The organism is Pseudomonas fluorescens (assembly GCF_000802965.1).
Taxonomy (GTDB): Bacteria; Pseudomonadota; Gammaproteobacteria; order Pseudomonadales; family Pseudomonadaceae; genus Aquipseudomonas; species Aquipseudomonas fluorescens_A.
This window is the reverse complement of sequence record NZ_JSAK01000013.1, coordinates 51,250-76,132: the sequence shown is the minus strand read 5'-3', so window position 1 is coordinate 76,132 and position 24,883 is coordinate 51,250. Positions and strand designations below refer to the sequence as shown.

Sequence of the window (24,883 nt, the reverse complement as noted above, 5' to 3'; positions counted from 1 at the left end):
CCACCCAAACCCGGCGCGCCCGAGGGCGCCATGCGCACAGCCACCATCAAGTACAGGTGAACACCTGACTGGATGACACTTATGCAACCGTGAATGGATAGCCGGGCGACTAAACCCGGTCACTGATGAGCAGTGACACGAATCAAGTTACCGATGGCCTCCAAAGCGCACAAGCCGGCGGATTCTGGCGTACCCGTAGGCAACGGCGCAAGGTCTTGTAGCTTGCAGGAAGTATCCTTAAACGCCTTTAAACACGAGCCCTGCGCCGGTAAACCTGTAGGAGCGAGCCTGCTCGCGAAAGGCTCAAGGACGCCGCTGAGCATCTGGATTTACGCGTTATCGTTCACGACCATCGCGAGCAGGCTAGCTCCTACAGGGGACGTGGGATTATTTGCGCGGTTTGATGCGTGCCGTGGCTTCGGCCACCAACGGATCATCCGGCCAATAGTGTTTCGGATACCGCCCCTTTAAATCCTTCTTCACCTCGGCGTAGGTACTGCGCCAGAAGTTCGCCAGATCCTGCGTCACCTGCACCGGTCGCCGCGCCGGGGACAGCAGGTGCAGCTTGACCACTTGCCGGCCACCGGCGATGCGCGGGGTTTCGGCCAGGCCGAACAACTCCTGCAAACGCACCGCGAGGATCGGCGGCTGCTCGCTGTAATCCAGGCGAATCGACGAGCCCGACGGCACGCTCAAATGATGCGGCGCCTGCTCATCGAGCCGCTGCGGCAGCGGCCACGGCAGCAGGTTGTGGACGATGCTCGACAGGTCGAGATTGGCGAAATGACTGAGCCGCGAAACTTTGCCCAGATACGGCATCAGCCAGTGTTCGAGGTTTTTGAGCAGCGCAGCGTCGCTGACGTCCGGCCATTCGCTTTCGCCCTTGCCGGCCATATCCAGCTGACGCAACAACGCCACCCGCGCCTGCCATTGGCGCAGGTCCGGTGTCCACGGCAACAGCTCCAGACCTTTGCGTCGCACCAAATTGACCAGCGCCTGACTGCGTGCAGTTTCATCGAGCCCGGTCAGCGGTTCGCGGCTGAGGATCAGCTCACCAACCTTGCGCTGGCGCTCGGCGCGCAACACGCCTTCGCGCTCGTCCCAATCCAGTTGGTCGACAACGCGCACCTGTTCGGCCAGCACCGAATCGAACAGCGCCGGATCGAAATCCGCCGCCAGGTAAATCCGCTCTTCACGCTGCCCCTGACGACTGCCCAGATCGGCAATCACCAGCCACGCTTGCTTCATCAAACTGTCTGCTTCAGCGAACAACGCCGCGCGACCGTTGGCCAAACGATACTCGGCACCACCGGCCCGCCGTTGCTGGGCAACGCGGTCGGGATAGGCCAGCGCCAGCAGCGCCCCGAGCCAACGCGGATGGTCCGGATCGCTGACCGGTTCCGACGCCTTGCCACGCAGATAACCGCGATATTGCCGCGCCAGTTGCCGCGCTCGCTGCACCCCGCCCTGAGCACCGCGAGCGGCGCGTTCTTCACCGGACAACAGCACCAGCCGACTGTGCAAATCCGCGCCAGCGCCGCGCAAGATATCGCGCTCGCCCAGCAACGCCGCGACATCGCAAGCCATGTCCGCCAACCCCAGCGCCTGACCGCGCAACAACAAATGGCCGATGCGCGGATGCGCCGGCAATTCGGCCATGGCCTGACCGTGACGGGTCAGCGCTTCGCCCTCCAGAGCACCCAGTCGATCCAGCAAGTCCTGCGCCTGTGCATACGCGGCAGCGGGTGGCACATCGAGCCACACCAATTGCCCGGGCGTCACGCCCCAACGACCGAGTTGCAAGGCCAATCCGGCCAGATCCGCCGAAAGAATTTCCGCACTGCCGTAGGCCGCCAGTTGCTCGTGCTGATCCTGCGACCACAAGCGATAACACACACCCGGCTCCAGTCGCCCGGCCCGACCCGCGCGTTGCGTGGCGCTGGCCTTGGAAATGCGCTGGGTGTCGAGGCGGGTCATGCCGCTGCCGGGATCGAATCGCGGCACCCGCGCCAGCCCGGCGTCGATCACCACGCGCACGCCATCGATGGTCAGGCTGGTCTCGGCGATGTTGGTGGCCAGCACCACTTTGCGCTTGCCCGGTGGCGCCGGATCAATCGCCGCACGTTGCGCGGCGAGGTCCAGTTCGCCGTGCAACGGGCAGAGTAAAACCTGAGGGTTATCGCCCAGCGCATCGGCCAATTGCTGATGCACGCGCCGTATTTCCGCCTGCCCCGGCAGGAACACCAGCACGCTGCCGGTTTCGTCGTTCAAGGCTTCGAGAATGGTCTGCACCAGTCGCGGCTCGATGAATTCACCGGCCTGAAACGGTCGGCCCCAGCGCATCGCCACCGGGTACATGCGCCCTTCGCTACGCAAAATCGGCGCGTCGTCGAGCAGCCCGGCCAAGCGTTCGCCTTCGAGCGTTGCCGACATCAAGAGGATTTTCAGCGGCTGGTCGTCACGGAACAGTTCCCGACCGTTCAGGCTCAGGGCCAACGCCAGATCGGCGTCGAGACTGCGTTCGTGAAATTCATCGAAGATCAGCAACCCCACGCCTTCCAGCGCCGGGTCATCTTGCAAGCGCCGGGTGAGAATGCCTTCGGTGACCACTTCAATTCGCGTCTTGGGACCCACCTTGCTGTCGAGCCGAATGCGATACCCCACAGTCTCGCCAACCTTCTCACCCAGCTCACTGGCTAACCGCTCCGCCGCCGCCCGCGCCGCCAAACGGCGCGGTTCGAGCATCAGAATGGTTTGCCCGGCCAGCCAAGTCTCATTGAGCAAGGCCAACGGCACGCGGGTGGTCTTACCGGCGCCAGGCGGTGCTTCGAGCACGGCTTCATGGCGCGTAGCGAGTGCTTCACGCAGGGCGGGTAAAACTTCATCAATCGGCAAAGAAATCATGCTGGCTCCCAAACAGAGGGCGCGAGTATACGGCGAACAAGCCCTATACCTTGAATGCTGAACGTATGCGCTCTGCGACTTCAGCGATAGTGACGCCACGGAGCCCCAAGGCTTTCATGTCGACGTCCAGAGAGGGCATAACGGCGAGAAATTTGCGCAAGTCAGTCGCGATGTCCTCCGGAAGACTGATATCTGAATCAGCCGACAGAAGACGAGACAAAAGCACAATGTCCAGGTCTCGCGTGGAACGGAACTCAATGCCCGCCTCTTCAAGGGCCAGGCTGGCTGCAACACCACCGATGAGCACATAACGCTCCGCGTGACCGGCAAAAGCTTCGCGGAAAGTATCCAATCCCTTCACCATTCAATCTTCTCCATCATTTCATCAAGGCTCAACTGAACTCTGTCGTCGACGTTGTCCCTCAGGCTCAGATAGAGAGACAGGGGATCAACGCTTTCTGGCGGCAATGGAATCCGGGTTCGACCTGACACGTGATCAGGGGAATAGCTCCAGATCTCGACCTCGACAACAGGGTCGTCGATGGGGTCAATTTCCGCACGACCTGAGCGAGCGACTTCCGAATCCCAACTTTCTTTGGTGAAGGCAATAACGGGTATCGATGGCTCGCCCAGCAAGGACGCCCTGCTGAGCGCTGACAACCCGGCAGCTCGTTGCACCGATGGATGCCAGTCTGCGTACACAACCCGTTTCACCGGACTTTGCAGAATAGGAAGGGATTTTTCCCATATCGCTTTTGGGTCTGCCACGAAATGCCAACGCGATGATTTCCCACTGGATGCTGGCTCTATCAATCCGAACGAATAAAGCTCTTTCATCGCCCTGGATATCGTCATTTTTGAGTAGAGGTCTGCGTCAGCGAGGTCCGTACCCCGAAAGGTTTGATTCTCCTCCCATCCTCGATTGAGGGTTGCGATCAGCACGGCCTGGCTGGCCGGACTCAAGGCTTCTTTTTCTATCTGCCTGCTGCGGTAGAACTCACGCAGATCGAGTCCAAGTTGTGGCGCGAACAGCTGGTTGCCAGGAACAACAAACTGAATCGCGGACTCGATGAGACGTTTACGCTCAAATGACTGGAGTGCGCCGGTCGCATAGAGAATCGGGTAATCGACCGTCTTTTTCAGTACGTCGATGTGCTTGCGAATCTTCGCTGCATTTTCGAAGGGTTCGTGAGCAAGTAGCAGCAGGCATTGGCAGCCATGCAACATCACGACGTCGAAGGTGTATTCATCCAGGAGATAGAAAGGCAAACCCTTGGATTTCGCCCAACGTTTGATCTCGGGCTTCGCCCCGAAAATCTGCTCGAAGTAATTCTGAATTTCTTGCCGACTGGTTTTCATCTCAGCACCAAGTAACACGATTTACGCACAGTAACAGCGACGATGTTACCGTGCAATAATCGCGTTACGAGCCTAAATGCTTTGCTTGATATTACTTGAGCACAGCTTCATGGCGTGTAGCGAGGGCTTCACGCAGGGCGGGTAAAACTTCATCAATCGGCAAAGAAATCATGCTGGCTCCCAAACAGAGGGGCGAGTATAACGGCGAACTGTTTGGCGTAGTCTGAGCTCAAACCAGTAACGCTCTTAGCGTTCTACTCAGGAGATTTCATATGCGTGTTCCCTTTCGCCTGATCGGCGGTGTTCTGGTCGCGACCCTGCTGACCCAGGTCACCGCGTGCGGTTCGATTTTCTACCCGGATCGTCGTGGCCAGATCGATGGCAAGATCGACCCGGCCATTGCCGTGCTCGACGCCGTGGGCCTGCTGTTCTACATCATTCCCGGCCTGATCGCGTTCGCCGTGGACTTCGCCACTGGCGCAATTTATTTCGAACCGGGCAAGACTGCGCAAGTCGACCCGGAAAAACTCAAGGACGCCATCGGCGCCGACGGCAAGGTCGATAATCTCAAGCTGCAGACTATTCTGGAGCGTGAGTTGGGTCGCAGCCTGCCGCTGGACGATCCGCGTCTGATCCAGCACAAGGGCAGCACCCAGCAACTGGCCATGTTCGGCCTGCAACCCGCCGCGTAATCGGGGCACGACAAGGAACATCCGCACCCATGATCTCAAGCGTTGAACACGCCCGCCTGCTGCGGCTGGCGACCCGTGCCTCGGTGGCGGTGGCCTGCGCGCTGATCATCGCCAAAGCCATCGCCTGGTGGCTGAGCGGTTCGGTGAGCATGCTCGCCGGGTTGACCGACTCGACACTCGACGGCGTCACAGCGCTGCTCAACCTGCTGGCGGTGCACTACGCCCTGCGCCCGGCCGATGACGATCATCGCTACGGGCATGGCAAGGCCGAATCGCTGGCTGGCATGGCGCAGGCGTTGTTCATTGGTGGCAGTGCGGTGCTGATTGCGTTGCAGGCCTTCGACCGACTCAAGCATCCGGAACCGGTGGGCGCGCCGTGGATCAGCATCGGGGTGATCGTGTTTTCCCTGGGCCTGACTTTGGCACTGCTGATGTTGCAACATCGGGTGGTCAAGGCCACTGGCTCCAACGCGGTGCGCGCCGACTCCCTGCATTACCGCTCGGACATGCTGCTTAACGGCAGTATTCTGGTGGCGCTGGTATTGGCCGGATTCGGCTGGCATCAGGTCGACGCCTGGTTCGGCTTGGGCATTGCCGCGTACATCCTCTGGAGCGCAATCACAATCGCCCGGGAAAGCTTTGCGGTGTTGATGGATGAAGAGCTGCCGCCGGACGTCAGCCAGCACATGCTGGAACTGGCGTGCAGTGTGCCGGGTGTCTTGGGTGCGCATGATTTGCGTACGCGGATTTCCGGCAATCAGTGGTTTGTGCAGTTGCACCTGGAACTGCCGGGGGAATTGACCTTGTCAGTCGCCCACGGCATCAGCGATCAAGCCGCCGATGCGATCCATGCCGCTTATCCGCGAGCCGAAGTGCTGGTGCACGCCGACCCGCAGGAAGTGGTGAAAGCCGCCAAGGCTCAGAAACTTACCTGATAGCCGCGACTGCTCAGGCAGTTGCCCTGGGCCTGGCGATAGTTCTGCACCACCGAAGGGTCCGGCTGATAGGTCGCGGTTCGCGGGTCGAAACCACTCTGTTGCACCGCGTATTGATAGCACTCGAAACCGTCCTGATTGACCTGTTCCTGAGACTGACCGTTGGCCGGATACGCTTCCACGTCATAACCGTTGCTGGCAGCTTGCGGCGGCTGTTGCGCTTGCAGGTTGCCCACCGGCGGCTCGACCACGACGTAATCCTGGGTGCTCTCTTGGTAGGCGTAATACGAACCCGCCGCCAGGAACAACACCGACCCGCCGATCAAGACTTGTTCGGCGTAATCCGGCAAGTAGCGAACGCGAATTCCGCGCGGTGGTTCGACCACCACATAGCGTGGCCCCAGCGGGCGATACCAGTAACCGCCGGAATAGAAATAGTCCATGCCACGGTAAGGCACGCGGTATTCGCGGTCCGGGAAGCGATCGATCACGTGCCCCGGGCGATATTGCGGGCCTGGGCCCCAACCATTGCCATGCCCGCTTGGGCGGCCTTGCCATTGATTGTTACTCGACGGCGCGCCGATGTAGCCGTTCCAGTGCTGGTTGTTATCGTTACGACGGGGCACGTCCTGATAGTAACCACGCTGCGGCGGCTGGGTCTGGCGCACGGCATCGGGCCGCGGCTGGATCGGTAAGTCATTGGCTGGCAGTTGTGGGGGTGGCGGTGGCGACCGAACCGGGCTGTTGAAGTCTGGCTGTTGACGAGGCGGGTGCTGGCCATTGTTCTGATTCTGGCCGTTGTGCTCGAACTGGCGACTGTTGTCGCCACGAATGACGTCGTTGTTCTGCTGGTGCGGCTGATTCTGTTGCTGGCCATTCTGCTGGTGCGGCTGATTGTTGCCGCCATGGCCTTGATTATTGTTGCCCTGATGGCCGCCCTCCCCGTGCTGCCCGCCGTCGGGACCCCGGTTCTGCGGCTCATCGGCGAACGATTGCGCAGTGACACTGACACACAGCAAACCAACACCGGCCAAACGCCAGATGCGCGACTTCATGCTTTTCCTCACTGAGGGTTAGGGCCTGTAGGTAAGACTTGGAAAGCACAGGCCGGTTCTGCAACAGGTTATCAGTCGCGAAACTTATTTATTGAGGCCGGAGGTCAAATTCCAGGCAAAGAAAAGGGGAGACCCGTCGGCCTCCCCTTGAGAACTTCGTCCGTGCTCGACGCTTTTGACGTCGGCTCACCTCACGCCGTCTTCTGGACAGTGTGTAGCTCGGGGGCCTGCGCATCCCCGGTGGGGGTGGTGGCCGCGACTGGCCTGATTGGGCGAGTCGCACTGGACTGTTTGTCCGAGCAGTGATTCTGGTGATAAGAATAAGCTCGAGGCGCTGGCAGAGGATTGCGAAGATTGCTGAAATAAACATCACTTGCGCAATTTTTAACCCTGGATAGATAATCTGTCGCAATAGTTACGACAAGGGACCGTTTGATGAGCAAACTCGACCGTTACGACCTGAGCATTTTGGCTGAATTGCAGCGCGATGCGCGCATCTCCAACCAGGAGCTGGCCGAACGCATCGGCCTGTCCCCTTCGCCCTGCTCACGTCGAGTCAAACAACTGGAAGACGACGGCTACATCTCCCGCCAGGTCGCCCTGCTCGACCGCAAGATGCTCGGCCTGAGCCTGACCGCTTACGTGCTGATCGGCATGGATCGACACACCCCGGAGCGATTCGAGAATTTCGAAGCGGCGATTCGCACGTTGCCGCAGGTGTTGGAATGCAGCCTGGTGACCGGGATGGATGCCGACTACCAGCTCAAGGTGGTGGTGCCGGACATGGATCACTATCAGAAATTGCTGCTGGGGCATCTGACACGGATTGAAGGCGTGACCAGCGTGCGTTCGAGTTTTGTGTTGAACCAGGTTCTGAACAGTACTGAACTGCCTTTAACTCATTTGCGCAGCTGATAGAGGGTGTGGGGCTGACTGTGGCGAGGGAGCTTGCTCCCGCTCGGCTGCGAAGCAGTCGCAGGCCCGATACATGCGGTGTGCCTGAGATAACTCGATTGCAGATTTCAGGGCCGCTCCGCGCCCCGGCGGGAGCAAGCTCCCTCGCCACAGCTGCGACACACTGCCGCAGGTCAATACTTCGCGCAACCTGCGAGGCGTATACTCCCCGCGCCCTTTTAGCCTCGTCCGCGCTGGAGATGTTCAATGGATCCTGCAGTTTTCGAAGAGTGGATGATGACCGGACTGGTCAGCATCCTGATCATTTTCATGGGTTTCATCGTCTGGGATCTGGCGAAGAAGTCCAAGGCCGGGCGCTTTGGCTCGTTCATTCTGTTCTTCGTGCTGGGCCTCGGCGTGGCCGCATTCGTGATCAAGAGCGTGGTGATCGGCCTGATCGAGTCCGGCACTTTATAAGCGCGCCGGCACTTCTTTCCACTGGCCCTGATCGAGCCCTTCGATTGTCCAGTCGCCGATCCTGACCCGTACCAGCCGCAATGTCGGCAGCCCGACCGCCGCCGTCATGCGCCGCACCTGCCGATTACGGCCCTCGCGAATCACCAACTCCAGCCAACTGGTCGGCACGCTTTTGCGAAAGCGTACCGGCGGGTTGCGTGGCCACAGCTCCGGCTCATCCAGTTGCCGCGCCTCGGCGGGCAAGGTCATGCCGTCGTTCAACTCCACGCCATCGCGCAAACGCTGCAATTGCTCGGCGCTCGGTTCGCCTTCTACCTGCACCCAATAAGTCTTGGCCAGTTTATGTTTCGGGTCGGCGATGCGTGCCTGAAGCTGGCCGTCGTTGGTCAGCAGCAGCAAGCCTTCGCTGTCGCGGTCCAGTCGTCCTGCCGGGTAGATCCCGGGAATCTCGATGTAATCCTTGAGCGTCGCGCGCCCTTCGCCGTCGCTGAATTGCGTCAGCACGTCGAACGGCTTGTTGAACAGGATCAGTTTCGGCTCCGCCGGTGGTGCCTTGGCGACACGACGCGGGGCTGAAGGGGTTGGCTTCGCGCCAGGGCGGCGGGAAACGGGACGTTGGGGACGGGACATGGCAGAGAGAACATCTAGCGATCAGGGCTGCTAATGCTAGTGCCCCGACCGCCAAATGACCATGACAACCGTTAGCGGAACGGCGGCTCGTCGAAGCTGCGCAGTTTGCGCGAGTGCAGAGAGTTGAGCTCGGTACGCAGCAGATCCACCGCCTCGATACCGATCTTCAAGTGCTGGCTGACCGCACGCTCATAAAACGCGTTGGCCGAACCCGGCAACTTGATCTCGCTGTGCAGCGGCTTGTCCGAAACGCAGAGCAACGTGCCGTAGGGCACGCGCAAGCGATAGCCTTGCGCTGCAATCGTGCCGCTTTCCATGTCCACCGCCACGGCGCGAGACAGGTTGATCAACGGCCGCTCCTGGGCCCAACGCAGTTCCCAGTTACGGTCATCGTAGGTCAACACGGTGCCGGTACGCAGGCGTTTCTTCAGCTCATCGCCCTTCTCGCCGGTGATGTTGGCCGCCGCTTGCTGCAAGGCCATCTGCACTTCGGCCAGGGCCGGGATCGGAATGTTCGGCGGCACCACGCGATCAAGAATCCCGTCGCGACGCATGTAAGCATGCGCGAGCACGTAATCGCCGATGGTCTGGGACTGACGCAAGCCGCCGCAGTGCCCGATCATCAGCCAGCAATGCGGACGCAGCACGGCCAGGTGGTCGGTGATGTTCTTGGCGTTGGACGGGCCGACGCCGATGTTCACCAGCGTCACGCCGTGGCCGTCGGTGGCGATCAGGTGATAGGCCGGCATCTGGTAGCGGTGCCAGACCACGCCCGCGGCAATCGCCGAGGCTTCGCCGTGGTCCATGCTCTTTTCGATGATCACGTTGCCCGGCAACACCATGCGCACGAAACGCGGATCGCTGCGCAGTTGTTCCAGGCCATGGACGATGAACTGGTCGACGTAACGGTGGTAGTTGGTCAGCAGAATCCACGGCTGCACATGCCGCCAGTCGCTGCCGGTGTAATGCACCAAGCGGCGCAGGGAGAAATCCACACGCGCGGCGTCAAACAGCGCCAGCGGCAGCGGATCGGTGTTTTCCCAATCGTACAGGCCATCGGCGATGCCATCGGTCGCCGCCGAAAGGTCGGTACTTGGGAACACCCGCGCCAGCACGGCAGCGGTCACGCCGGAGCCGGCCAGCTCATCGCCCTGCTCGACCACGTACGGATAAGGAATGTTCTGCTGGCTGACACCGACTTCGACGGTCACGGTGAAGTCGTGCATCAACGGCACCAGCTGTTCCAGCAGGTATTTACGGAAAGCCGATGGATGGGTGACGGTGACGCTGTAGGTGCCCGGCAACTGGACCTTGGCGTAGGCGCGGGTGGTCTGCGGGACTTCGCCATGGCAATGGTAGGTCAGGCGCAATTCGGGATAACGAAACAACGCACGCTGCTCGGCGTCCGGCTCAACTCGATCCTTGAGGTAACGCTTGAGCGCCTGATTGAGCGCTGTGGTTGCACGATTGTGCAAGAGTGCAAGCCGATCCACGGCTTGCTCGGCGGTTTGAACGACAATAAAAGCTTCGGTCACGATCAGCATCCTGTGTTCTGACTTGCAGACCTTCATCTTGCCTGCATCGTCGCTTCACGGGAACAGTGGCATGCAGGTACAAAATACTGAACACACCAAAAAAACTGTGGGAGCGGGCTTGCCCGCGATGAGGGTGTATCAATCGACATATTTGTTGACTGATACACCGCCATCGCGGGCAAGCCCGCTCCCACAGGTTCATGCAGTGTTTGAATGTACCTAATTAGAAACCTTGAGGCGTCGAACGGGCGACTATGGCCTCCACATCCAGCCCCCGCGGCAACGCACCATAGACCCGACCGCCGCCGTTCAGACGACTGGCGATAAAAGCATCACTGACCGCCGTATTCCCCGCTTCCAGCAACAGCTTGGCCTGCAGCCCCAACGCAATGTCTTCGGTCAACTGCCGGGCGCGATATTGAATGTCGCTGGTGTCCTTGAAAGCGACCTGCAATTGGCTGATGTGCGCAGCCAGTCGCTTGTCGCCATGTCCATCGCCCAATTCGCTGAACAACGCATCCAGCACGCCCGGCTCCTTCGACAGGGCGCGCAGTACATCGAGACACTGCACGTTGCCGGAGCCTTCCCACGTCGAGTTGACCGGCGCCTCGCGGTAGAGGCGCGGCAGGATGCTGTCTTCGACATAACCGGCACCGCCCATGCATTCCGCCGCTTCGTTGATCATGGCCGGCGCCCGTTTGCAGATCCAGTACTTGCCCACCGCCGTGACAAGTCGGGCGAATTTGGCTTCCTGCGAATCGTCCAGATGGTCCAGCGCCCGGCCCATGCGCAGACTCAACGCCAGCGCCGCTTCGCTCTCCAGCGCCAGGTCCGCCAATACGTTTTGCATCAAGGATTGTTCACTGAGCAACTTGCCGCCGACCGAGCGGTGAGCGCAGTGATGGCTGGCCTGGGTCAGCGCTTGGCGCATCAGGGAACTGGAACCGACCATGCAATCGAAACGGGTCATCGCCACCATTTCGATGATGGTCGGAACGCCACGCCCCTCTTCACCGACCATCCACGCCAACGCGCCACGAAACTCCACTTCGCTGGACGCGTTGGAGCAGTTGCCGAGTTTGTTTTTCAGGCGCTGGATGTAGAACTGATTGCGCGTGTCGTCCGGGCGATGGCGCGGCAACAGGAAGCAGGTCAGTCCCTTGTCGGTCTGTGCCAGGGTCAGGAAGGCATCGCACATCGGCGCCGAACAGAACCACTTGTGCCCCACCAGTTCGTAAGCCTGGCCGGGACCGCTGGCACCCACCGGATACGCCTTGGTGGTGTTGGCCCGCACGTCGGTGCCGCCCTGTTTCTCGGTCATCGCCATGCCGATGGTGACACCGGCCTTGTGCGCCATGCCGACGTTGCGCGAGTCGTATTCGGTGCTGAGGACTTTCGGCAGCCATTTATCCGCCAAATCCGGTTGCAGGCGCAGCGCGGGGACACTGGCGAAGGTCATGGTCAACGGGCAGCCGCTGCCGGCTTCCGCCTGACTGTGCAAATAAGTCATGGAGGCGCGGGCGACGTGGGCGCCGTCCTGCAGATGCGCCCAGGGCAACGAGGTCAAACCGTGCTCGACCGCCGTGCGCATCAGTTCGTGATAGGCCGGGTGAAACTCCACCAGGTCGATACGGTGGCCATAGCGGTCGTGACTGCTGAACAGCGGTTTGTTCTGATTGGCCAGAAACCCCGCTGCCATCAACGGCCCGCCGGCCAGCGCACCATAAGCATCGATCCGCGATTCGGCCCAACCGGCCCCGAAACGCCGCGACCATTCCTGCAGCGGCAAGTCGATGCGATACAGGTTGGCACCATCCAGTGACGGCGGCTGGTTGGTGACTTCGTGGGTTTCGGCGAACTGATGCAGGTTCATGACGGGGCTCCTTTGGTCAGCCAAGGGATTTCAGTTAAGCACCGCCCCCCGGCCGATCAAAGTGTCATATCTGCCTAACTGTCGGCGCTTTCGCCTTGTTGCGAGCAGAGTACGCGACGATAGAGCGCCGCCTGCAAATCCTCGAATTTCACCGGTTTGCTCAGGTGATCAATCAGCGCGCCGGTCGGGCAGCGCTCTCGATCAGTGCCCTGGGCAATCATGAACAAGGGCAAGTCCGCGCAGCCCGGCAAGGCGCGGATCTGGCAGCAGACCGACGCCCCGTCCGATGACTGCGACTGACAGTCGAGCAGCACCGCATCAAAGGTTTCACGCTGCAAGCAATCGAGCGCGGCGGCGCCACTGTCAGCGGTGCGCACCCGAAAACCGAGCTTGAGCAACATGCCGCGCATCACCAACTGATTGATGCTGTTTTCATCCACCAGCAACACAGTGCAATCCTGCGGCAGTCGCAGCCGCGTAAAGTCGCCAGCCATCAGGGGCACCGGCGGACGCTCCAGCACTGGCAAATCGAATTCCACATCGAGTTGAAAGCGGCTGCCACTCCCGGGCTCCGAACGGTGCGTCAGGCGCCCGCCTAGCAACTCCACCAACTGTCGACAGATCGCCAGGCCGACACCCAGTCCGCCGTACTCGCGGGTCATCGAACCGTCGAGCTGGAAGAACCGCTGATACATCGTCGCCTCCCCCAGATCGGTGAACCCGATGCCCGTGTCGATCACCGCAAAGGACAACGCCATGCGCTCGTTATCCAGCGCTTTCCCGCTCACTCGCAGCGCCAACCCGCCAATCCGGGTGAACTTGATGGCGTTGTCCAACAGGCATTCGAGGCATTGCGCCAACTTGGCGCTGTCGCCGTGCAGGCGATCCGGGACACCCGGCGCCACGTCGACCTTGAAGTCCAGCGACTTGCTCGCCGCATTGCCGTCGAACTGCACGCGCAATGCCTCGACCACACCGCGCAGGCTGAAGGTCGATGGGGCGGCCTTGAGCTTGCCGGCCTGCAACTCGGTCAGGGTCAGAATGCCGTTGACCATGCGCATCATGTCTCGTGCCGACCCGGCGGCTGTTTGTTGGTATTGCTCCAGCTCCGGGTCCATATCGACGGTTTGCATCAGCTCCAATGAACCGATCACACCGTTCATGGGGGTGCGCAATTCGTGGGTCAGGGTGGCGAGAAATTCGTCCTTGAGCTTGTTACTGCGCGCCAGTTGCTGGTTCAGCACCTCAAGCTTTTGCCCGGCGTCGAGCAGGGTTTGCGCCTGCTGCTCGCGCATGGCGTTGATGCGGTCGGCCAGTGCCAGGGACAGCAAAGCCACTTCGATGGCCGAGCCGATTTGACTGGAATACATGGTGAGGAAAACGTTCGGCAGATAACCCAGGACCATGAGCGTATTGATGATGCCGCCCAGCAAGAACGCCGACCAGGCAATGATGAAATACCGCGCCACTCGCAGGCCACGCAGCCAGGCAAAAATGCCCGCGGCAAAAATCACCACCGTGAAGGTCAGCGCCAGCGCCGTGGCCAAGCGCAGGGCCAGGGCGTAACTGGTCATCAACGACAAACCAACCACGACTGCGCTGAACACTACCAACGCCAGAAGCACCCAATCCAGACGGCGACTGTGCATAGCCGTCTGCAAGAAACTGCGGGCAAACTGACTGCCGAACAGCCCTGCGCAACCGATGAAAAATGGCGTCGCCGCGTTGGCCCACCAAGGATTGTCCGGCCAGAAATACTGCACGGCTGCACCGTTCACCGACAGCTGATACAAGCCAAACGAAGCAATGTAGAAGATGTAATAGAGGTAGCTGGTGTCGCGCACGCTGAGGTAGATGAACAGGTTGTAGACCAGCATCCCCAGCAACACGCCGTAGATCAGCCCGAGTACATAGAGGCGCACGGGTTGTTCTTCGAGGTACGCGGTGCTCGACCACAAGGTGACGGGTGCCTGGATCGACCCTTGGCTTTGCAGGCGCAGGAAAACGGTTTGCGTTTGCTCAGGGATGAAATCCATATTGAACAGGTAGTTGTTCTGTCGAATCTCGCGACTGGCGAACGGCAAGGCATCGCCGGTCTGCCGGACCAGTTGATAGTTGCCGGCAGCGTCAGACAAGTAAAGATCCAGGTGATCGAGCGGCGGATAGGCCAGTTCCAGCAGCCAGGTGCGTTGCGCCGTCGGGTGGGTCGGGCGGTATTGCAGGTCGATTTTCAGCCAGAACACTGAACGCGAATACCCGGCGTTGAGGGTGGCCTGATCGTGGGGCTTGAAGTTGCCGGCCGCGGCTTGCGCGCGCACATCGGCGACGGAGGCCTGACCGCTCACGTCTTCGAACACTTGCAGGGAGCGGCCCAGGGGAAGGCTTTGGGTGAACTCATCGAATTCGACGGCGTTCGCCAAATAGGGCAAACACAACATCAACATCAGCAAATAGCGCATTTATGCCCCAGCGTGGCCTGTCCGGTCCTGTCAGGAAGCCCCCCATTCCTTTTGAGTAGACGTAAAACCGGTGATACCTGTTATTGGTTTGGATCCACTCTAGCATAGCCGTTGATGGCTAATGAGCACTACAGAAATTTTTCCTACAAAGGCTCTAGAACGGGCGTTCCAGCGAAGATTGTTGAGATAGAGCTGTTGACTTGATGAGATTCTTCAAACGCACCGTGGACATTAAGCAACCCGTGGCGAGGGAGCTTGCTCCCGCTGGGCTGCGAAGCGGCCCCCAATACACTCTGTCAGTGATACCACGCCGCCTGACTTTACGACTGCTTCGCAGCCGAGCGGGAGCGAGCTCCCTCGCCACAATGTATCGCCCGGACTGCTTGTCGCAACAACCGAAAAAACATGTTTGGTGGTAAGCTCGCGCACCATGAATATCTACAGCTCTCGCCCCGTTGTCCTCTGTCTCTCCGGCCACGACCCAAGTGGTGGCGCCGGCTTGCAGGCAGATATCGAAGCCCTGCTCGCTCAGGGTTGCCATGCGGCTCCGGCCGTCACCGCCCTGACCGTGCAAGACACAGTCAATGTCACTGACTTCCGCGTCCTCGACCGTGAGTGGGTGTTGGCCCAGGCCAATGCCGTGCTTAACGACTCCGAAGTGGCGGCGGTCAAACTGGGCATGCTCGGTTCCCTGGAAATGGTCGACACCGTGGTCGAACTGCTTTCAGCGCACCCGCATTTGCCGGTGGTCTGCGACCCGGTGCTGCGCGCCGGCGGCGGCGGGCGACTGGGCAAGGACGAAGTGGGCTACGCCATGCGCGAACGCCTGCTGCCGCTGTCGATCATCGCCACCCCTAATCTTCCCGAAGCCCGCATCCTCGCCGAACTGCCTGAAGGCACCGCGGACGAGTGCGCGGAAAAACTCCTGCCGTTCGTCAAACACCTGCTGATCACCGGCGGCCATGGCGATGAAACCGAAATCCACAATCGCCTCTATAGCCGTGACGGTCACCGCGACACGTTTACTTGCCAGCGCCTGCCGGGCAGTTATCACGGCTCGGGCTGCACGCTGGCCAGTGCGCTTGCCGGTCGTCTGGCCCAAGGCGAAAACCTCGCCAGTGCCGTACAGACCGCGCTTAACTACACGTGGCGCACCCTGCGCGATGCCGAGCAGTTGGGCAAAGGCCAATTCGTGCCACGCCGTCTGCCGCTGGACTTCTGTTCGTAACTTTCCATTAGCACTGCGGTGAGGCTTGTCCGATGAAACTACGTGGCCTGTACGCCATTACCGATAGCCAGTTGCTGGCCGGTAAATTTCTTTCGTACGTGGAGGCGGCGCTGGAAGGCGGCGTCACCCTGCTGCAGTACCGCGACAAAAGCAGCGATGAGGCCCGTCGGCTGCGCGAGGCTGAAGCCTTGCGCGATTTGTGCGAACGCTACAAAACCCAGCTGATCATCAACGACGACGCCGAACTGGCGGCGCGCCTGAACGTTGGTGTGCACCTGGGACAGACCGATGGTCCGCTGTCGCCGACCCGCGCCCTGCTCGGCTCCAAAGCCATCATCGGTTCGACCTGCCACGCGCAACTCGAACTCGCCGAGCAAGCCGCCAAAGAAGGCGCTACTTACGTCGCCTTCGGCCGCTTCTTCAACTCCAACACCAAACCCGGCGCGCCGACCTGCAGCCTCGAATTACTCGACCAGGCCCGCAGCAAATTGCACCTGCCAATCTGCGCGATCGGCGGCATCACCCTCGATAACGCCGCCCCGCTGGTGGCCCATGGGGTCGATCTGCTGGCGGTGGTGCATGGCCTGTTTGGCGCCGAGAGCACGGCTGAAGTGACCCGCCGCGCCCGCGCATTCAACGAATTACTAAAAGTCTGAGAGCCCGATCATGTCTCGTTCCGAAACCCTGTTTGCCAATGCCCAGAAACACATTCCCGGTGGCGTAAACTCGCCGGTCCGCGCGTTCAAGAGCGTTGGCGGCACGCCGTTGTTCTTCAAGCACGCCGAAGGCGCCTACGTCACCGACGAAGACAACAAGCGCTATGTGGATTACGTCGGCTCCTGGGGCCCAATGATCCTCGGCCACAGCCATCCGGACGTGCTGGATGCAGTGCGCAAGCAACTGGAACACGGTCTGTCCTACGGCGCGCCGACCGAGATGGAAACCCAGATGGCTGATCTGGTCTGCTCGCTGGTGCCATCGATGGAGATGGTACGCATGGTCAGCTCCGGCACTGAAGCGACCATGAGCGCGATCCGCCTGGCCCGTGGTTTCACCGGTCGCGACAGCATCATCAAGTTCGAAGGCTGCTACCACGGTCACTCCGACAGCCTGCTGGTCAAGGCCGGTTCCGGCGCCCTGACCCAAGGCGTGCCAAGTTCGGCCGGCGTACCTGCCGCGTTCGCCAAACACACCCTGACCCTGCCGTTCAACGACATCGACGCCGTTGAAGCCATGCTCGCCGAAGTCGGCCAGGACGTGGCCTGCATCATCGTCGAACCCGTGGCCGGTAACATGAACTGCGTCCCGCCAGCGCCAGGCTTCCTCGAAGGTTTGCGGAGCCTGTGCGACAAGCACGGCGTGGTGCTGATTTTCGACGAAGTGATGACCGGTTTCCGTGTCGCCCTCGGCGGTGCCCAGGCGCACTACGGTGTGACACCTGACCTGACCACCTTCGGCAAGATCATCGGTGGCGGCATGCCAGTCGGCTGCTTCGGCGGCAAACGCGAAATCATGCAGCGCATCGCGCCGCTGGGTCCGGTTTACCAGGCTGGTACGTTGTCGGGTAACCCGTTGGCGATGGCCGCCGGCCTGACCACCCTGCGCCTGATCAGCCGTCCGGGTTTCCACGACGAGCTGACCGACTACACCACCCGCCTGCTCGACGGCCTGCAAGTACGTGCCGATGCCGCGGGCATTCCGTTCGTGACCACTCAGGCCGGTGGTATGTTCGGCCTGTACTTCAGCGGTGCCGACGACATCGTGACGTTCGATGACGTGATGGCCAGCGACGCAGCTCTGTTCGGTCGTTTTTTCCACTTGATGCTGGAAGGCGGTGTGTACCTGGCACCGAGTGCGTTCGAAGCCGGCTTCACCTCGATCGCCCACGGCGACGCCGAACTGAAGTTGACGCTGGATGCCGCCGAGCGCGCATTCGCCGCACTGAAATAACGTTGTCATGCTGACGTTGGCCATGGCCAGCGTCGGCTTTCACCTGCATTCCCGCGTTTTTTCTTACTCATCTGCCAGTCATCCCCCGCAAAGTGGGCGATATATTTCCCGTGCAGCAGAAAAACGAGTAAAGACTTTGTAAGGTTGGCCCTGCTTATTTCATAATGCGCGCTTATTGGATCCCCTCGATGGGTCCGCGCGCCCTTCAGAGGTAAGTCGATTCCCATGAACCGCACCGGCCGCGCCCTTTCACTGGGCTGCCTGTTGCTCCTTCAGCCCCTGCTCGCGCTCGCACAAGCAGGCGGTAACTCGTTGTTAATCCCAGCGATGGGTCGTTGCACCCTCAATACCCAGCCGCAAGACCTGGCACAGGCGCTCGCCGCCTGCCAAAAAGCGTCGGATGAAGGGGATGCGCAAGCGCAATACGAGTTGGGTGAGTTCTACTACGAAGGCAAAAACACCCCGCGCGACCTCAATCAAGCCCTGAGCTACTTCGAAAAAGCCTCGCTGCAAGGCCACGCCCAGGCGCAATTCAAACTCGGCAGCATGTTTTTCCACGGCGAAGGCGTACCGGCCAATAATATTCAGGCGTACATCCTGCTGAAAATGGCAGCGGTCAATGGTGCCGAAGATGCGCTGGACACTGCCGATGAAGTCACCGAGAAAATGCCCCGCGAAGAACTCGAAGTTGCCACCCAGGTGCTCGGGCAGATCTTCCGCAAATACCTGATGGAATTGCAGAGCGCCGACGGGCGTACGCCATTTTCGCCATTACCCTGAATTGACAGCGGTTCCCAGTGGCGAGGGAGCTTGCTCCCGCTCGGCTGCGCAGCAGTCGCAAAATCAGCAACCGAGGTGTATCAGAAAGAATCCGCCGGCTGATTTCAGGGCCGCTTCGCGCCCCAGCGGGAGCAAGCTCCCTCGCCACAGGTTATTTCCTTCATCTCAAAATCTTTCTGTTTACTTCTCAGGCATCGGCATCGGAAACGGCATGACATTGCCGACCGCACCGCGGGCTTCGCTGATTTTTGGCGTGCCCAGGCGCTCGACTTCATCGATGCGCACAATCGAATGCATCGGCACAAAACTGCGCACCACGCCTTCGAACTGAGCCTTGAGCTTCTCTTCGCTCGGATCGACGACCACTTGCGTGCGCTCGCCAAAGACGAACTCTTCCACTTCCAGGAAGCCCCACAGATCGCTTTGATAGATCTGCTTGGCGTACATTTCGAACACCTGGCCCTGGTTGAGGAAAATCACCTTGTAGATTGGAGCTTCACGTTTGGTCATGGTGGGCGGGTAACACATCGAGGGATAAAAAAGAGGGCGCGAACTATAGCATAGCCGTCGGACGCGCAGCGGTAGGAACCTGGGTACATGTTCCCTATAATGCGCGGTTCTTTGAATCACGTGATGACTCTTTCCATGGCCAAGAAGCTTTACATCGAAACCCACGGTTGCCAGATGAACGAGTACGACAGCTCGCGCATGGTCGACTTGCTGGGCGAACACCAGGCCCTGGAAGTGACCGCCCGTGCTGAAGACGCCGACGTGATCCTGCTCAACACCTGCTCGATTCGCGAGCGCGCCCAGGACCGTGTCTACTCACAACTGGGCCGCTGGCGCGAGCTGAAACTGGCCAACCCGGACATGGTGATCGCCGTCGGCGGTTGCGTGGCCAGTCAGGAAGGGGCGGCCATTCGCGATCGTGCCCCGTACGTTGACGTGGTGTTCGGCCCGCAGACTTTGCACCGTCTGCCGGAAATGATCGACGCCGCGCGCATCACCAAACTGCCGCAAGTCGACGTCTCGTTCCCGGAAATCGAAAAATTCGACCACCTGCCAGAGCCGCGCATTGACGGCCCGAGCGCCTACGTGTCGGTGATGGAAGGTTGCAGCAAATACTGCACGTTCTGCGTGGTGCCTTACACCCGTGGCGAAGAAGTCAGCCGGCCGTTCGACGACGTGATTGCCGAGATCATTCACCTGGCTGAACACGGCGTGCGCGAAGTGACCCTGCTGGGGCAGAACGTCAACGGTTATCGCGGGACCACCCACGACGGTCGCCTGGCCGATTTGGCCGAGCTGATCCGGGTAGTCGCCGCCGTCGATGGCATCGACCGCATCCGCTACACCACTTCGCACCCGCTGGAGTTCTCCGACAGCCTGATCCAGGCCCACGCCGAAGTACCGGAACTGGTGAAGCACCTGCACCTGCCGGTGCAGTCGGGCTCGGACCGCATCCTCGCGGCGATGAAGCGCAACCACACCGCGCTGGAATACAAATCCAAACTGCGCAAACTGCGCGCCGCCGTGCCGGGTATTTGCATCAGTTCGGACTTCATTGTCGGCTTCCCCGGCGAGACCGAGAAAGACTTCGAACAAACCATGAAGCTGATTCAGGACGTGGGTTTCGACTTTTCCTACTCGTTCGTCTACAGCCAGCGCCCGGGCACCCCGGCCGCCGACTTGGCCGACGAGACGCCGGAAGAGCTGAAAAAAGAGCGCCTGAATGCCCTGCAACATCGCTTGAACCAGCAAGGTTTCGAGATCAGCCGACAAATGGTCGGCTCGATCCAGCGGATTCTGGTCACCGATTATTCGAAAAAAGATCCGGGCGAGTTGCAAGGCCGGACCGAAAATAACCGTATCGTCAACTTCCGCTGCGACAATCCGACTTTGATCGGCCAGTTCGCCGACGTACACATCGATGCCGCGCAACCGCACTCGCTGCGGGGCTCGCTGATCCAATAACACCGATCCCTGTGGGAGCTGGCTTGCCAGCGAGAGGGCCAGCAAGCCCGACAACGATGTCGCCCGTTACATCGCCATCGCTGGCAAGCCAGCTCCCACAGTGAAATGCATTGTTCTTGAGAATGGGTTGATCCATTTAAGAGCTTTCGCACCCACGCCACTGGCGCTATCCTTGAACTCATCACTATTGCCCCAGGGCGGCTAAATACGACCTTGAACGCACCCATCGAACCACATCGTTTTATCCTCGAGCCTTTTGAGGCCCGTCGCTTCGCCAATCTGTGCGGGCAATTCGACGAGCACCTGCGCTTGATCGAACAGCGCCTGACCATCGAGATCCGCAACCGCGGCAATCAGTTCGAGCTGATCGGCGAGCCCAAACACACCACCTCCGCGGAAAACCTCCTGCGCCGCCTGTACCGGGAAACCAAGGGTACCGAGCTGTCGCCAGACATGGTTCACCTGTTCCTGCAGGAATCCGCCGTCGAGGCACTGGACAACCACTCGCCCGCTGAACCGTCCGTCGCCCTACGCACCAAAAAAGGCATGATTCGCCCTCGCGGCTTGAATCAGCTGCGCTACGTGAAGGAAATCCTCGGTAACGACATCAACTTCGGCATCGGCCCGGCCGGTACCGGCAAGACCTATCTGGCCGTTGCCTGTGCGGTGGACGCCCTGGAACGCGAGCAAATTCGCCGCATCCTGCTGGTTCGTCCGGCGGTCGAGGCTGGCGAAAAACTCGGCTTCCTGCCCGGCGACCTGAGCCAGAAGATCGACCCATACCTGCGTCCGCTCTACGACGCGCTCTACGAAATGCTCGGCTTTGAATACGTCGCCAAGCTGATCGAACGCCAGGTAATCGAAGTTGCGCCACTGGCCTATATGCGCGGCCGGACGCTGAACAACAGTTTCATCATCCTCGACGAAAGCCAGAACACCACCGTCGAGCAAATGAAAATGTTCCTGACCCGGATCGGCTTCGGCTCGACCGCCGTCATCACCGGTGACATCACCCAGGTCGACCTGCCGAAAGGCACCAAGTCGGGGCTGCACCATGTGATCGAAGTGCTGAAAGACGTGCCGGGCATCAGCTTTACCCACTTCATGCCCAAGGACGTCGTGCGTCACCCGCTGGTGCAGCGCATTGTCGAAGCCTACGAGCGCTTCGAGAATCGTGTGGCCGATGAAGCGCCAAAGGACAGCCGACGCGATGCTTGAGCTTGATCTGCAACTCGCGACCGAAGCGCCCGCCCCCAGCGAAGCCGAGTTCCGCCAATGGTGCGAACTGGCCCTGCGCCAGCGCACCGCCGACTCCGAGATGACCATTCGCCTGGTCGACGAAGCCGAAGGCCGCGAACTGAATAACACCTGGCGGCAAAAGGATTACGCCACTAACGTCCTGTCGTTCCCGGCAGACGTTCCGGACGAGTTTCTCGACATCCCGCTGCTGGGCGATCTGGTGATCTGCGTGGCAGTGGTCGAGCGCGAAGCCGCCGAGCAAGGCAAGGAACTCAAGGCCCACTGGGCGCATCTGGTGATTCACGGCTGCTTGCATCTGCTCGGTTACGACCATATAGATGATGACGAAGCCGAAGAGATGGAAGCACTGGAACGAACGTTGCTTGCAGAACTGGGCTTTCCCGATCCGTACGCGGACGACGAAATCGAAGTCCCCCCTACCGAAACAACAAAGGATTCAGAGTAATCGCTATGAGCGAAGATCGATCGAGCAACGGGCAGAAGTCTTGGCTGGGTAAGCTCACCCAGGCTTTTGCCCACGAGCCGAAGAACCGCCAGGAGCTGCTGGAGCTGCTGCGCGATGCACACCAGAACAAACTGTTGGACAGCGAAGCGCTGGCCATCGTCGAAGGCGCCATCCAGGTCGCTGACCTGCAAGTACGGGACATCATGGTCCCGCGCTCGCAGATGATCAGCATCAAGGCGACCCAGACACCTCGCGAGTTCCTGCCGGCCGTGGTCGACTCGGCCCACTCCCGCTACCCGGTCATCGGCGAAAGCCACGATGACGTGATGGGCGTGTTGCTGGCCAAGGACTTGCTGCCGTTGATCCTCAAGGAGAACGGCGACAGCTTCAACATCAAGGACCTGCTGCGACCGGCCACTTTTGTGCCGGAGTCCAAGCGTCTGAACGTGCTGCTGCGCGAGTTCCGCGCCAATCACAACCACATGGCCATCGTCATCGACGAATACGGCGGCGTGGCGGGTCTGGTGACTATCGAAGACGTGCTGGAACAGATCGTCGGCGATATCGAAGACGAGCATGACGTCGAAGAAGACAGCTACATCAAGCCGCTGCCCAGCGGTGACTTCCTGATCAAGGCCCTGACGCCGATCGAGAACTTCAACGAGTTCTTCGACAGCGAATTCTCCGACGACGAGTTCGATACTGTCGGCGGTCTGGTGATGAGCGCGTTTGGACACTTGCCGAAACGCAACGAAATCACTGAAATCGGCGCCTATCGCTTCCGCATCCTGAACGCCGACAGCCGTCGGATTCATTTGCTACGTTTGACGCCTATCGCCCGGTAAAACCTAAGGATTGAAATGCGCTGGACAACCCGCCCCGGCTGGCCCGGTAACCTGCTGGCCGTGGCGGCCGGTGCAATCACCACCCTGGCCCTGGCGCCATTCGATATCTGGCCGCTGGCATTGCTGGCGGTCGGGCTTTTCTATGCCGGCTTGCGTGAACTGAGCCCACGCCAGGCCTTGGGTCGTGGCTGGTGCTTCGGTTTCGGCCTGTTTGGCGCCGGCACCAGCTGGATCTACTACAGCATTCACCACTTCGGCGGCGCTTCAGTGCTGCTGGCCGGGTTCCTGATGCTGATCTTTACAGCCGCGATTGCCTGGTTCTTCGCCCTGCCGGCCTGGCTTTGGGCGCGATGGCTGCGTCGCAACGAAGCGCCGCTGGCCGATGCCCTGGCGTTCGCGGCACTTTGGGTTGGCCAGGAAGCCTTCCGTGGCTGGTTCCTCACCGGTTTTCCGTGGCTCTACTCCGGTTACAGCCAACTCGACGGCCCGTTGACCGGGCTCGCCCCCGTCGGCGGGATGTGGCTGATTTCCTTTACGCTGGCCCTGACCGCCGCACTGATCTACAACGGCATGCGCCTGGTTCGCACGGGCCGCAAGGCTTTCATCGCGATGGGCGCCCTGCTGCTGGTGGGTCCTTGGGTCGCCGGCCTGGCACTCAAGCATCACGCCTGGACCAGCCCGGCCGGTGCTCCGCTGAGTGTGGCGGCGATTCAGGGCAACGTCGAACAAAGCATGAAATGGGACCCGGCGCAGCTCAACGCGCAGTTGGCGCTTTACCGCGACATGAGTTTCAGCTCCAAGCGCGTCGACCTGCTGATCTGGCCGGAAACCGCGATCCCGGTACTCAAGGAGTCCGCCGAGGGCTACCTGGACATGATGGGCAAATTCGCCTCCGATCGGGATTCGGCGTTCATCACCGGCGTGCCCATCCGCGAAGTCGTGCGTCATGAAAAACGCTTCTTCAATGGCATCACTGTGGCCGGTGAAGGCGATGGCACTTACCTCAAGCAGAAACTGGTGCCATTCGGCGAATACGTACCGCTGCAGGATGTGCTGCGCGGGCTGATCGCCTTCTTCGACCTGCCGATGTCGGACTTTGCCCGAGGCCCTGCAGATCAGCCTATGCTGCAAGCCAAGGGCTATCAGATTGCGCCGTTCATCTGCTACGAAGTGGTGTATCCGGAGTTCGCCGCCAGCCTCGCCGCCCAGAGCGATCTGTTGCTGACGATCAGCAACGACACCTGGTTCGGCACGTCCATCGGCCCGCTGCAACATTTGCAAATGGCTCAGATGCGCGCGCTGGAGGCTGGTCGCTGGATGATCCGCGCGACCAATAACGGCGTGACCGGCCTGATCAACCCGTTTGGGCAGATCACCACGCAGATCCCGCAGTTCGAACGCGGCATCCTGTACGGCGAAGTGGTGCCGATGCACAACCTGACGCCCTATCTGGAATGGCGTTCGTGGCCGCTGATCATTGTTTGCGTGCTGCTGTTTGGCTGGGCGTTGATTGCCAGCCGGATGGCCAAGACTGTCTGAAGATTCGTAGCGCCTGCAAAAGATCGCAGCCTCGTTTCACTCGACAGCT

General features: G+C 60.4%; 22 protein-coding genes and 1 pseudogene. 13 read left to right on the top strand and 10 right to left on the bottom strand.

Annotated features, from left to right (window positions below; translation table 11 throughout):
* Positions 1-387: 387 nt before the first annotated feature.
* The 4 genes and pseudogenes from hrpB to NL64_RS31050 form a co-directional block, all read right to left on the bottom strand.
* Positions 388-2,904 carry an ATP-dependent helicase HrpB gene (hrpB, locus tag NL64_RS11215; RefSeq protein WP_034148154.1) on the bottom strand — a complete coding sequence of 839 codons (2,517 nt, stop codon included), beginning with the start codon at positions 2,902-2,904 and terminating at the stop codon, positions 388-390.
* Positions 2,905-2,947: 43 nt separating this feature from the next.
* Positions 2,948-3,268, bottom strand: a complete 321-nt coding sequence (locus NL64_RS11210) for a hypothetical protein (RefSeq protein WP_034148153.1) — start codon at positions 3,266-3,268, stop codon at positions 2,948-2,950.
* Positions 3,262-4,263 carry a hypothetical protein gene (locus NL64_RS11205; RefSeq protein ID WP_034148152.1) on the bottom strand — a complete coding sequence of 334 codons (1,002 nt, stop codon included), beginning with the start codon at positions 4,261-4,263 and terminating at the stop codon, positions 3,262-3,264. Before NL64_RS11205 ends, NL64_RS11210 begins: the two co-directional genes overlap by 7 nt.
* Positions 4,264-4,357: 94 nt before the next feature.
* A pseudogene (locus tag NL64_RS31050) lies at positions 4,358-4,435 on the bottom strand (DEAD/DEAH box helicase); the annotation flags it as partial.
* A gap of 100 nt (positions 4,436-4,535) precedes the next feature.
* Here NL64_RS31050 and NL64_RS11200 point away from each other — a divergent pair.
* Together NL64_RS11200 and NL64_RS11195 are read left to right on the top strand one after the other, a co-directional pair.
* The gene (locus NL64_RS11200; protein ID WP_034148151.1) at positions 4,536-4,955 is read left to right on the top strand and encodes a hypothetical protein; all 420 of its coding nucleotides are present in this window, start codon (positions 4,536-4,538) and stop codon (positions 4,953-4,955) included.
* Positions 4,956-4,984: 29 nt separating this feature from the next.
* The gene (locus tag NL64_RS11195; RefSeq protein WP_034148150.1) at positions 4,985-5,890 is read left to right on the top strand and encodes a cation diffusion facilitator family transporter; all 906 of its coding nucleotides are present in this window, start codon (positions 4,985-4,987) and stop codon (positions 5,888-5,890) included.
* On the opposite strand, the gene NL64_RS11190 is transcribed toward NL64_RS11195, so the two are convergent.
* Complete coding sequence (locus NL64_RS11190; RefSeq protein ID WP_034148149.1) at positions 5,875-6,945, bottom strand: DUF6515 family protein; 1,071 nt, start codon at positions 6,943-6,945, stop codon at positions 5,875-5,877. The two genes, NL64_RS11195 and NL64_RS11190, sit on opposite strands and share 16 nt — an antisense overlap.
* A gap of 435 nt (positions 6,946-7,380) precedes the next feature.
* Here NL64_RS11190 and NL64_RS11185 point away from each other — a divergent pair, with 435 nt between their 5' ends.
* Positions 7,381-7,860 (top strand): Lrp/AsnC family transcriptional regulator, encoded by a 480-nt coding sequence (locus NL64_RS11185; protein ID WP_007937367.1) that lies wholly within the window; start codon positions 7,381-7,383, stop codon positions 7,858-7,860.
* A 246-nt stretch (positions 7,861-8,106) separates the two neighbouring features.
* Entirely contained in the window at positions 8,107-8,316 is a 210-nt protein-coding gene (locus NL64_RS11180) for a DUF2788 domain-containing protein (RefSeq protein ID WP_007937369.1), read from the top strand.
* On the opposite strand, the gene NL64_RS11175 is transcribed toward NL64_RS11180, so the two are convergent.
* From NL64_RS11175 to NL64_RS11160, 4 genes are all read right to left on the bottom strand, one after another.
* Complete coding sequence (locus NL64_RS11175; protein ID WP_034148148.1) at positions 8,311-8,946, bottom strand: pseudouridine synthase; 636 nt, start codon at positions 8,944-8,946, stop codon at positions 8,311-8,313. The genes NL64_RS11180 and NL64_RS11175 overlap by 6 nt on opposite strands.
* Positions 8,947-9,017: 71 nt before the next feature.
* The gene (amn, locus tag NL64_RS11170; RefSeq protein ID WP_172668662.1) at positions 9,018-10,517 is read right to left on the bottom strand and encodes an AMP nucleosidase; all 1,500 of its coding nucleotides are present in this window, start codon (positions 10,515-10,517) and stop codon (positions 9,018-9,020) included.
* 187 nt (positions 10,518-10,704) lie between these two features.
* The gene (locus NL64_RS11165) at positions 10,705-12,354 is read right to left on the bottom strand and encodes an acyl-CoA dehydrogenase family protein (RefSeq protein ID WP_034148147.1); all 1,650 of its coding nucleotides are present in this window, start codon (positions 12,352-12,354) and stop codon (positions 10,705-10,707) included.
* Between the two features lie 74 nt (positions 12,355-12,428).
* Complete coding sequence (locus NL64_RS11160; protein WP_034148146.1) at positions 12,429-14,813, bottom strand: hybrid sensor histidine kinase/response regulator; 2,385 nt, start codon at positions 14,811-14,813, stop codon at positions 12,429-12,431.
* 430 nt (positions 14,814-15,243) lie between these two features.
* Between NL64_RS11160 and NL64_RS11155 the strand changes: the two genes are divergently transcribed.
* The 4 genes from NL64_RS11155 (at position 15,244) to NL64_RS11140 (ending at position 18,771) form a co-directional block, all read left to right on the top strand.
* Positions 15,244-16,041 carry a hydroxymethylpyrimidine/phosphomethylpyrimidine kinase gene (locus NL64_RS11155; RefSeq protein WP_034148145.1) on the top strand — a complete coding sequence of 266 codons (798 nt, stop codon included), beginning with the start codon at positions 15,244-15,246 and terminating at the stop codon, positions 16,039-16,041.
* Positions 16,042-16,073: 32 nt separating this feature from the next.
* Complete coding sequence (gene thiE / locus NL64_RS11150; RefSeq protein WP_034148144.1) at positions 16,074-16,697, top strand: thiamine phosphate synthase; 624 nt, start codon at positions 16,074-16,076, stop codon at positions 16,695-16,697.
* Between the two features lie 10 nt (positions 16,698-16,707).
* The gene (hemL, locus tag NL64_RS11145; RefSeq protein ID WP_034148143.1) at positions 16,708-17,991 is read left to right on the top strand and encodes a glutamate-1-semialdehyde 2,1-aminomutase; all 1,284 of its coding nucleotides are present in this window, start codon (positions 16,708-16,710) and stop codon (positions 17,989-17,991) included.
* A 225-nt stretch (positions 17,992-18,216) separates the two neighbouring features.
* A complete protein-coding gene (locus NL64_RS11140; RefSeq protein ID WP_034148142.1) occupies positions 18,217-18,771 on the top strand; it encodes a tetratricopeptide repeat protein in 555 nt (184 codons plus the stop codon).
* Positions 18,772-18,951: 180 nt separating this feature from the next.
* On the opposite strand, the gene NL64_RS11135 is transcribed toward NL64_RS11140, so the two are convergent.
* Positions 18,952-19,281 (bottom strand): DUF1820 family protein, encoded by a 330-nt coding sequence (locus NL64_RS11135; protein WP_003185742.1) that lies wholly within the window; start codon positions 19,279-19,281, stop codon positions 18,952-18,954.
* Positions 19,282-19,416: 135 nt separating this feature from the next.
* On the opposite strand from NL64_RS11135, the gene miaB reads away from it, so the two are divergent.
* The 5 genes from miaB (at position 19,417) to lnt (ending at position 24,834) form a co-directional block, all read left to right on the top strand.
* The gene (gene miaB / locus NL64_RS11130; protein WP_034148271.1) at positions 19,417-20,745 is read left to right on the top strand and encodes a tRNA (N6-isopentenyl adenosine(37)-C2)-methylthiotransferase MiaB; all 1,329 of its coding nucleotides are present in this window, start codon (positions 19,417-19,419) and stop codon (positions 20,743-20,745) included.
* 213 nt (positions 20,746-20,958) lie between these two features.
* Positions 20,959-21,963 (top strand): PhoH family protein, encoded by a 1,005-nt coding sequence (locus NL64_RS11125; RefSeq protein ID WP_034148141.1) that lies wholly within the window; start codon positions 20,959-20,961, stop codon positions 21,961-21,963.
* Positions 21,956-22,450 (top strand): rRNA maturation RNase YbeY, encoded by a 495-nt coding sequence (gene ybeY, locus NL64_RS11120; protein ID WP_034148140.1) that lies wholly within the window; start codon positions 21,956-21,958, stop codon positions 22,448-22,450. Before NL64_RS11125 ends, ybeY begins: the two co-directional genes overlap by 8 nt.
* A gap of 5 nt (positions 22,451-22,455) precedes the next feature.
* Positions 22,456-23,295 carry an HlyC/CorC family transporter gene (locus tag NL64_RS11115; protein ID WP_007909641.1) on the top strand — a complete coding sequence of 280 codons (840 nt, stop codon included), beginning with the start codon at positions 22,456-22,458 and terminating at the stop codon, positions 23,293-23,295.
* Between the two features lie 15 nt (positions 23,296-23,310).
* Complete coding sequence (gene lnt / locus NL64_RS11110) at positions 23,311-24,834, top strand: apolipoprotein N-acyltransferase (protein ID WP_034148139.1); 1,524 nt, start codon at positions 23,311-23,313, stop codon at positions 24,832-24,834.
* The last annotated feature ends 49 nt before the right edge of the window (positions 24,835-24,883 follow it).

Coding starts and splice junctions, on each gene's coding strand:
- hrpB (WP_034148154.1), bottom strand. CDS start 2,904: ATGATTTCTTTGCCGATTGATGAAGTTTTACCCGCCCTGCGTGAAGCA.
- NL64_RS11210 (WP_034148153.1), bottom strand. CDS start 3,268: ATGGTGAAGGGATTGGATACTTTCCGCGAAGCTTTTGCCGGTCACGCG.
- NL64_RS11205 (WP_034148152.1), bottom strand. CDS start 4,263: ATGAAAACCAGTCGGCAAGAAATTCAGAATTACTTCGAGCAGATTTTC.
- NL64_RS11200 (WP_034148151.1), top strand. CDS start 4,536: ATGCGTGTTCCCTTTCGCCTGATCGGCGGTGTTCTGGTCGCGACCCTG.
- NL64_RS11195 (WP_034148150.1), top strand. CDS start 4,985: ATGATCTCAAGCGTTGAACACGCCCGCCTGCTGCGGCTGGCGACCCGT.
- NL64_RS11190 (WP_034148149.1), bottom strand. CDS start 6,945: ATGAAGTCGCGCATCTGGCGTTTGGCCGGTGTTGGTTTGCTGTGTGTC.
- NL64_RS11185 (WP_007937367.1), top strand. CDS start 7,381: ATGAGCAAACTCGACCGTTACGACCTGAGCATTTTGGCTGAATTGCAG.
- NL64_RS11180 (WP_007937369.1), top strand. CDS start 8,107: ATGGATCCTGCAGTTTTCGAAGAGTGGATGATGACCGGACTGGTCAGC.
- NL64_RS11175 (WP_034148148.1), bottom strand. CDS start 8,946: ATGTCCCGTCCCCAACGTCCCGTTTCCCGCCGCCCTGGCGCGAAGCCA.
- amn (WP_172668662.1), bottom strand. CDS start 10,517: ATGAAGGTCTGCAAGTCAGAACACAGGATGCTGATCGTGACCGAAGCT.
- NL64_RS11165 (WP_034148147.1), bottom strand. CDS start 12,354: ATGAACCTGCATCAGTTCGCCGAAACCCACGAAGTCACCAACCAGCCG.
- NL64_RS11160 (WP_034148146.1), bottom strand. CDS start 14,813: ATGCGCTATTTGCTGATGTTGATGTTGTGTTTGCCCTATTTGGCGAAC.
- NL64_RS11155 (WP_034148145.1), top strand. CDS start 15,244: ATGAATATCTACAGCTCTCGCCCCGTTGTCCTCTGTCTCTCCGGCCAC.
- thiE (WP_034148144.1), top strand. CDS start 16,074: ATGAAACTACGTGGCCTGTACGCCATTACCGATAGCCAGTTGCTGGCC.
- hemL (WP_034148143.1), top strand. CDS start 16,708: ATGTCTCGTTCCGAAACCCTGTTTGCCAATGCCCAGAAACACATTCCC.
- NL64_RS11140 (WP_034148142.1), top strand. CDS start 18,217: ATGAACCGCACCGGCCGCGCCCTTTCACTGGGCTGCCTGTTGCTCCTT.
- NL64_RS11135 (WP_003185742.1), bottom strand. CDS start 19,281: ATGACCAAACGTGAAGCTCCAATCTACAAGGTGATTTTCCTCAACCAG.
- miaB (WP_034148271.1), top strand. CDS start 19,417: ATGGCCAAGAAGCTTTACATCGAAACCCACGGTTGCCAGATGAACGAG.
- ybeY (WP_034148140.1), top strand. CDS start 21,956: ATGCTTGAGCTTGATCTGCAACTCGCGACCGAAGCGCCCGCCCCCAGC.
- NL64_RS11115 (WP_007909641.1), top strand. CDS start 22,456: ATGAGCGAAGATCGATCGAGCAACGGGCAGAAGTCTTGGCTGGGTAAG.
- lnt (WP_034148139.1), top strand. CDS start 23,311: ATGCGCTGGACAACCCGCCCCGGCTGGCCCGGTAACCTGCTGGCCGTG.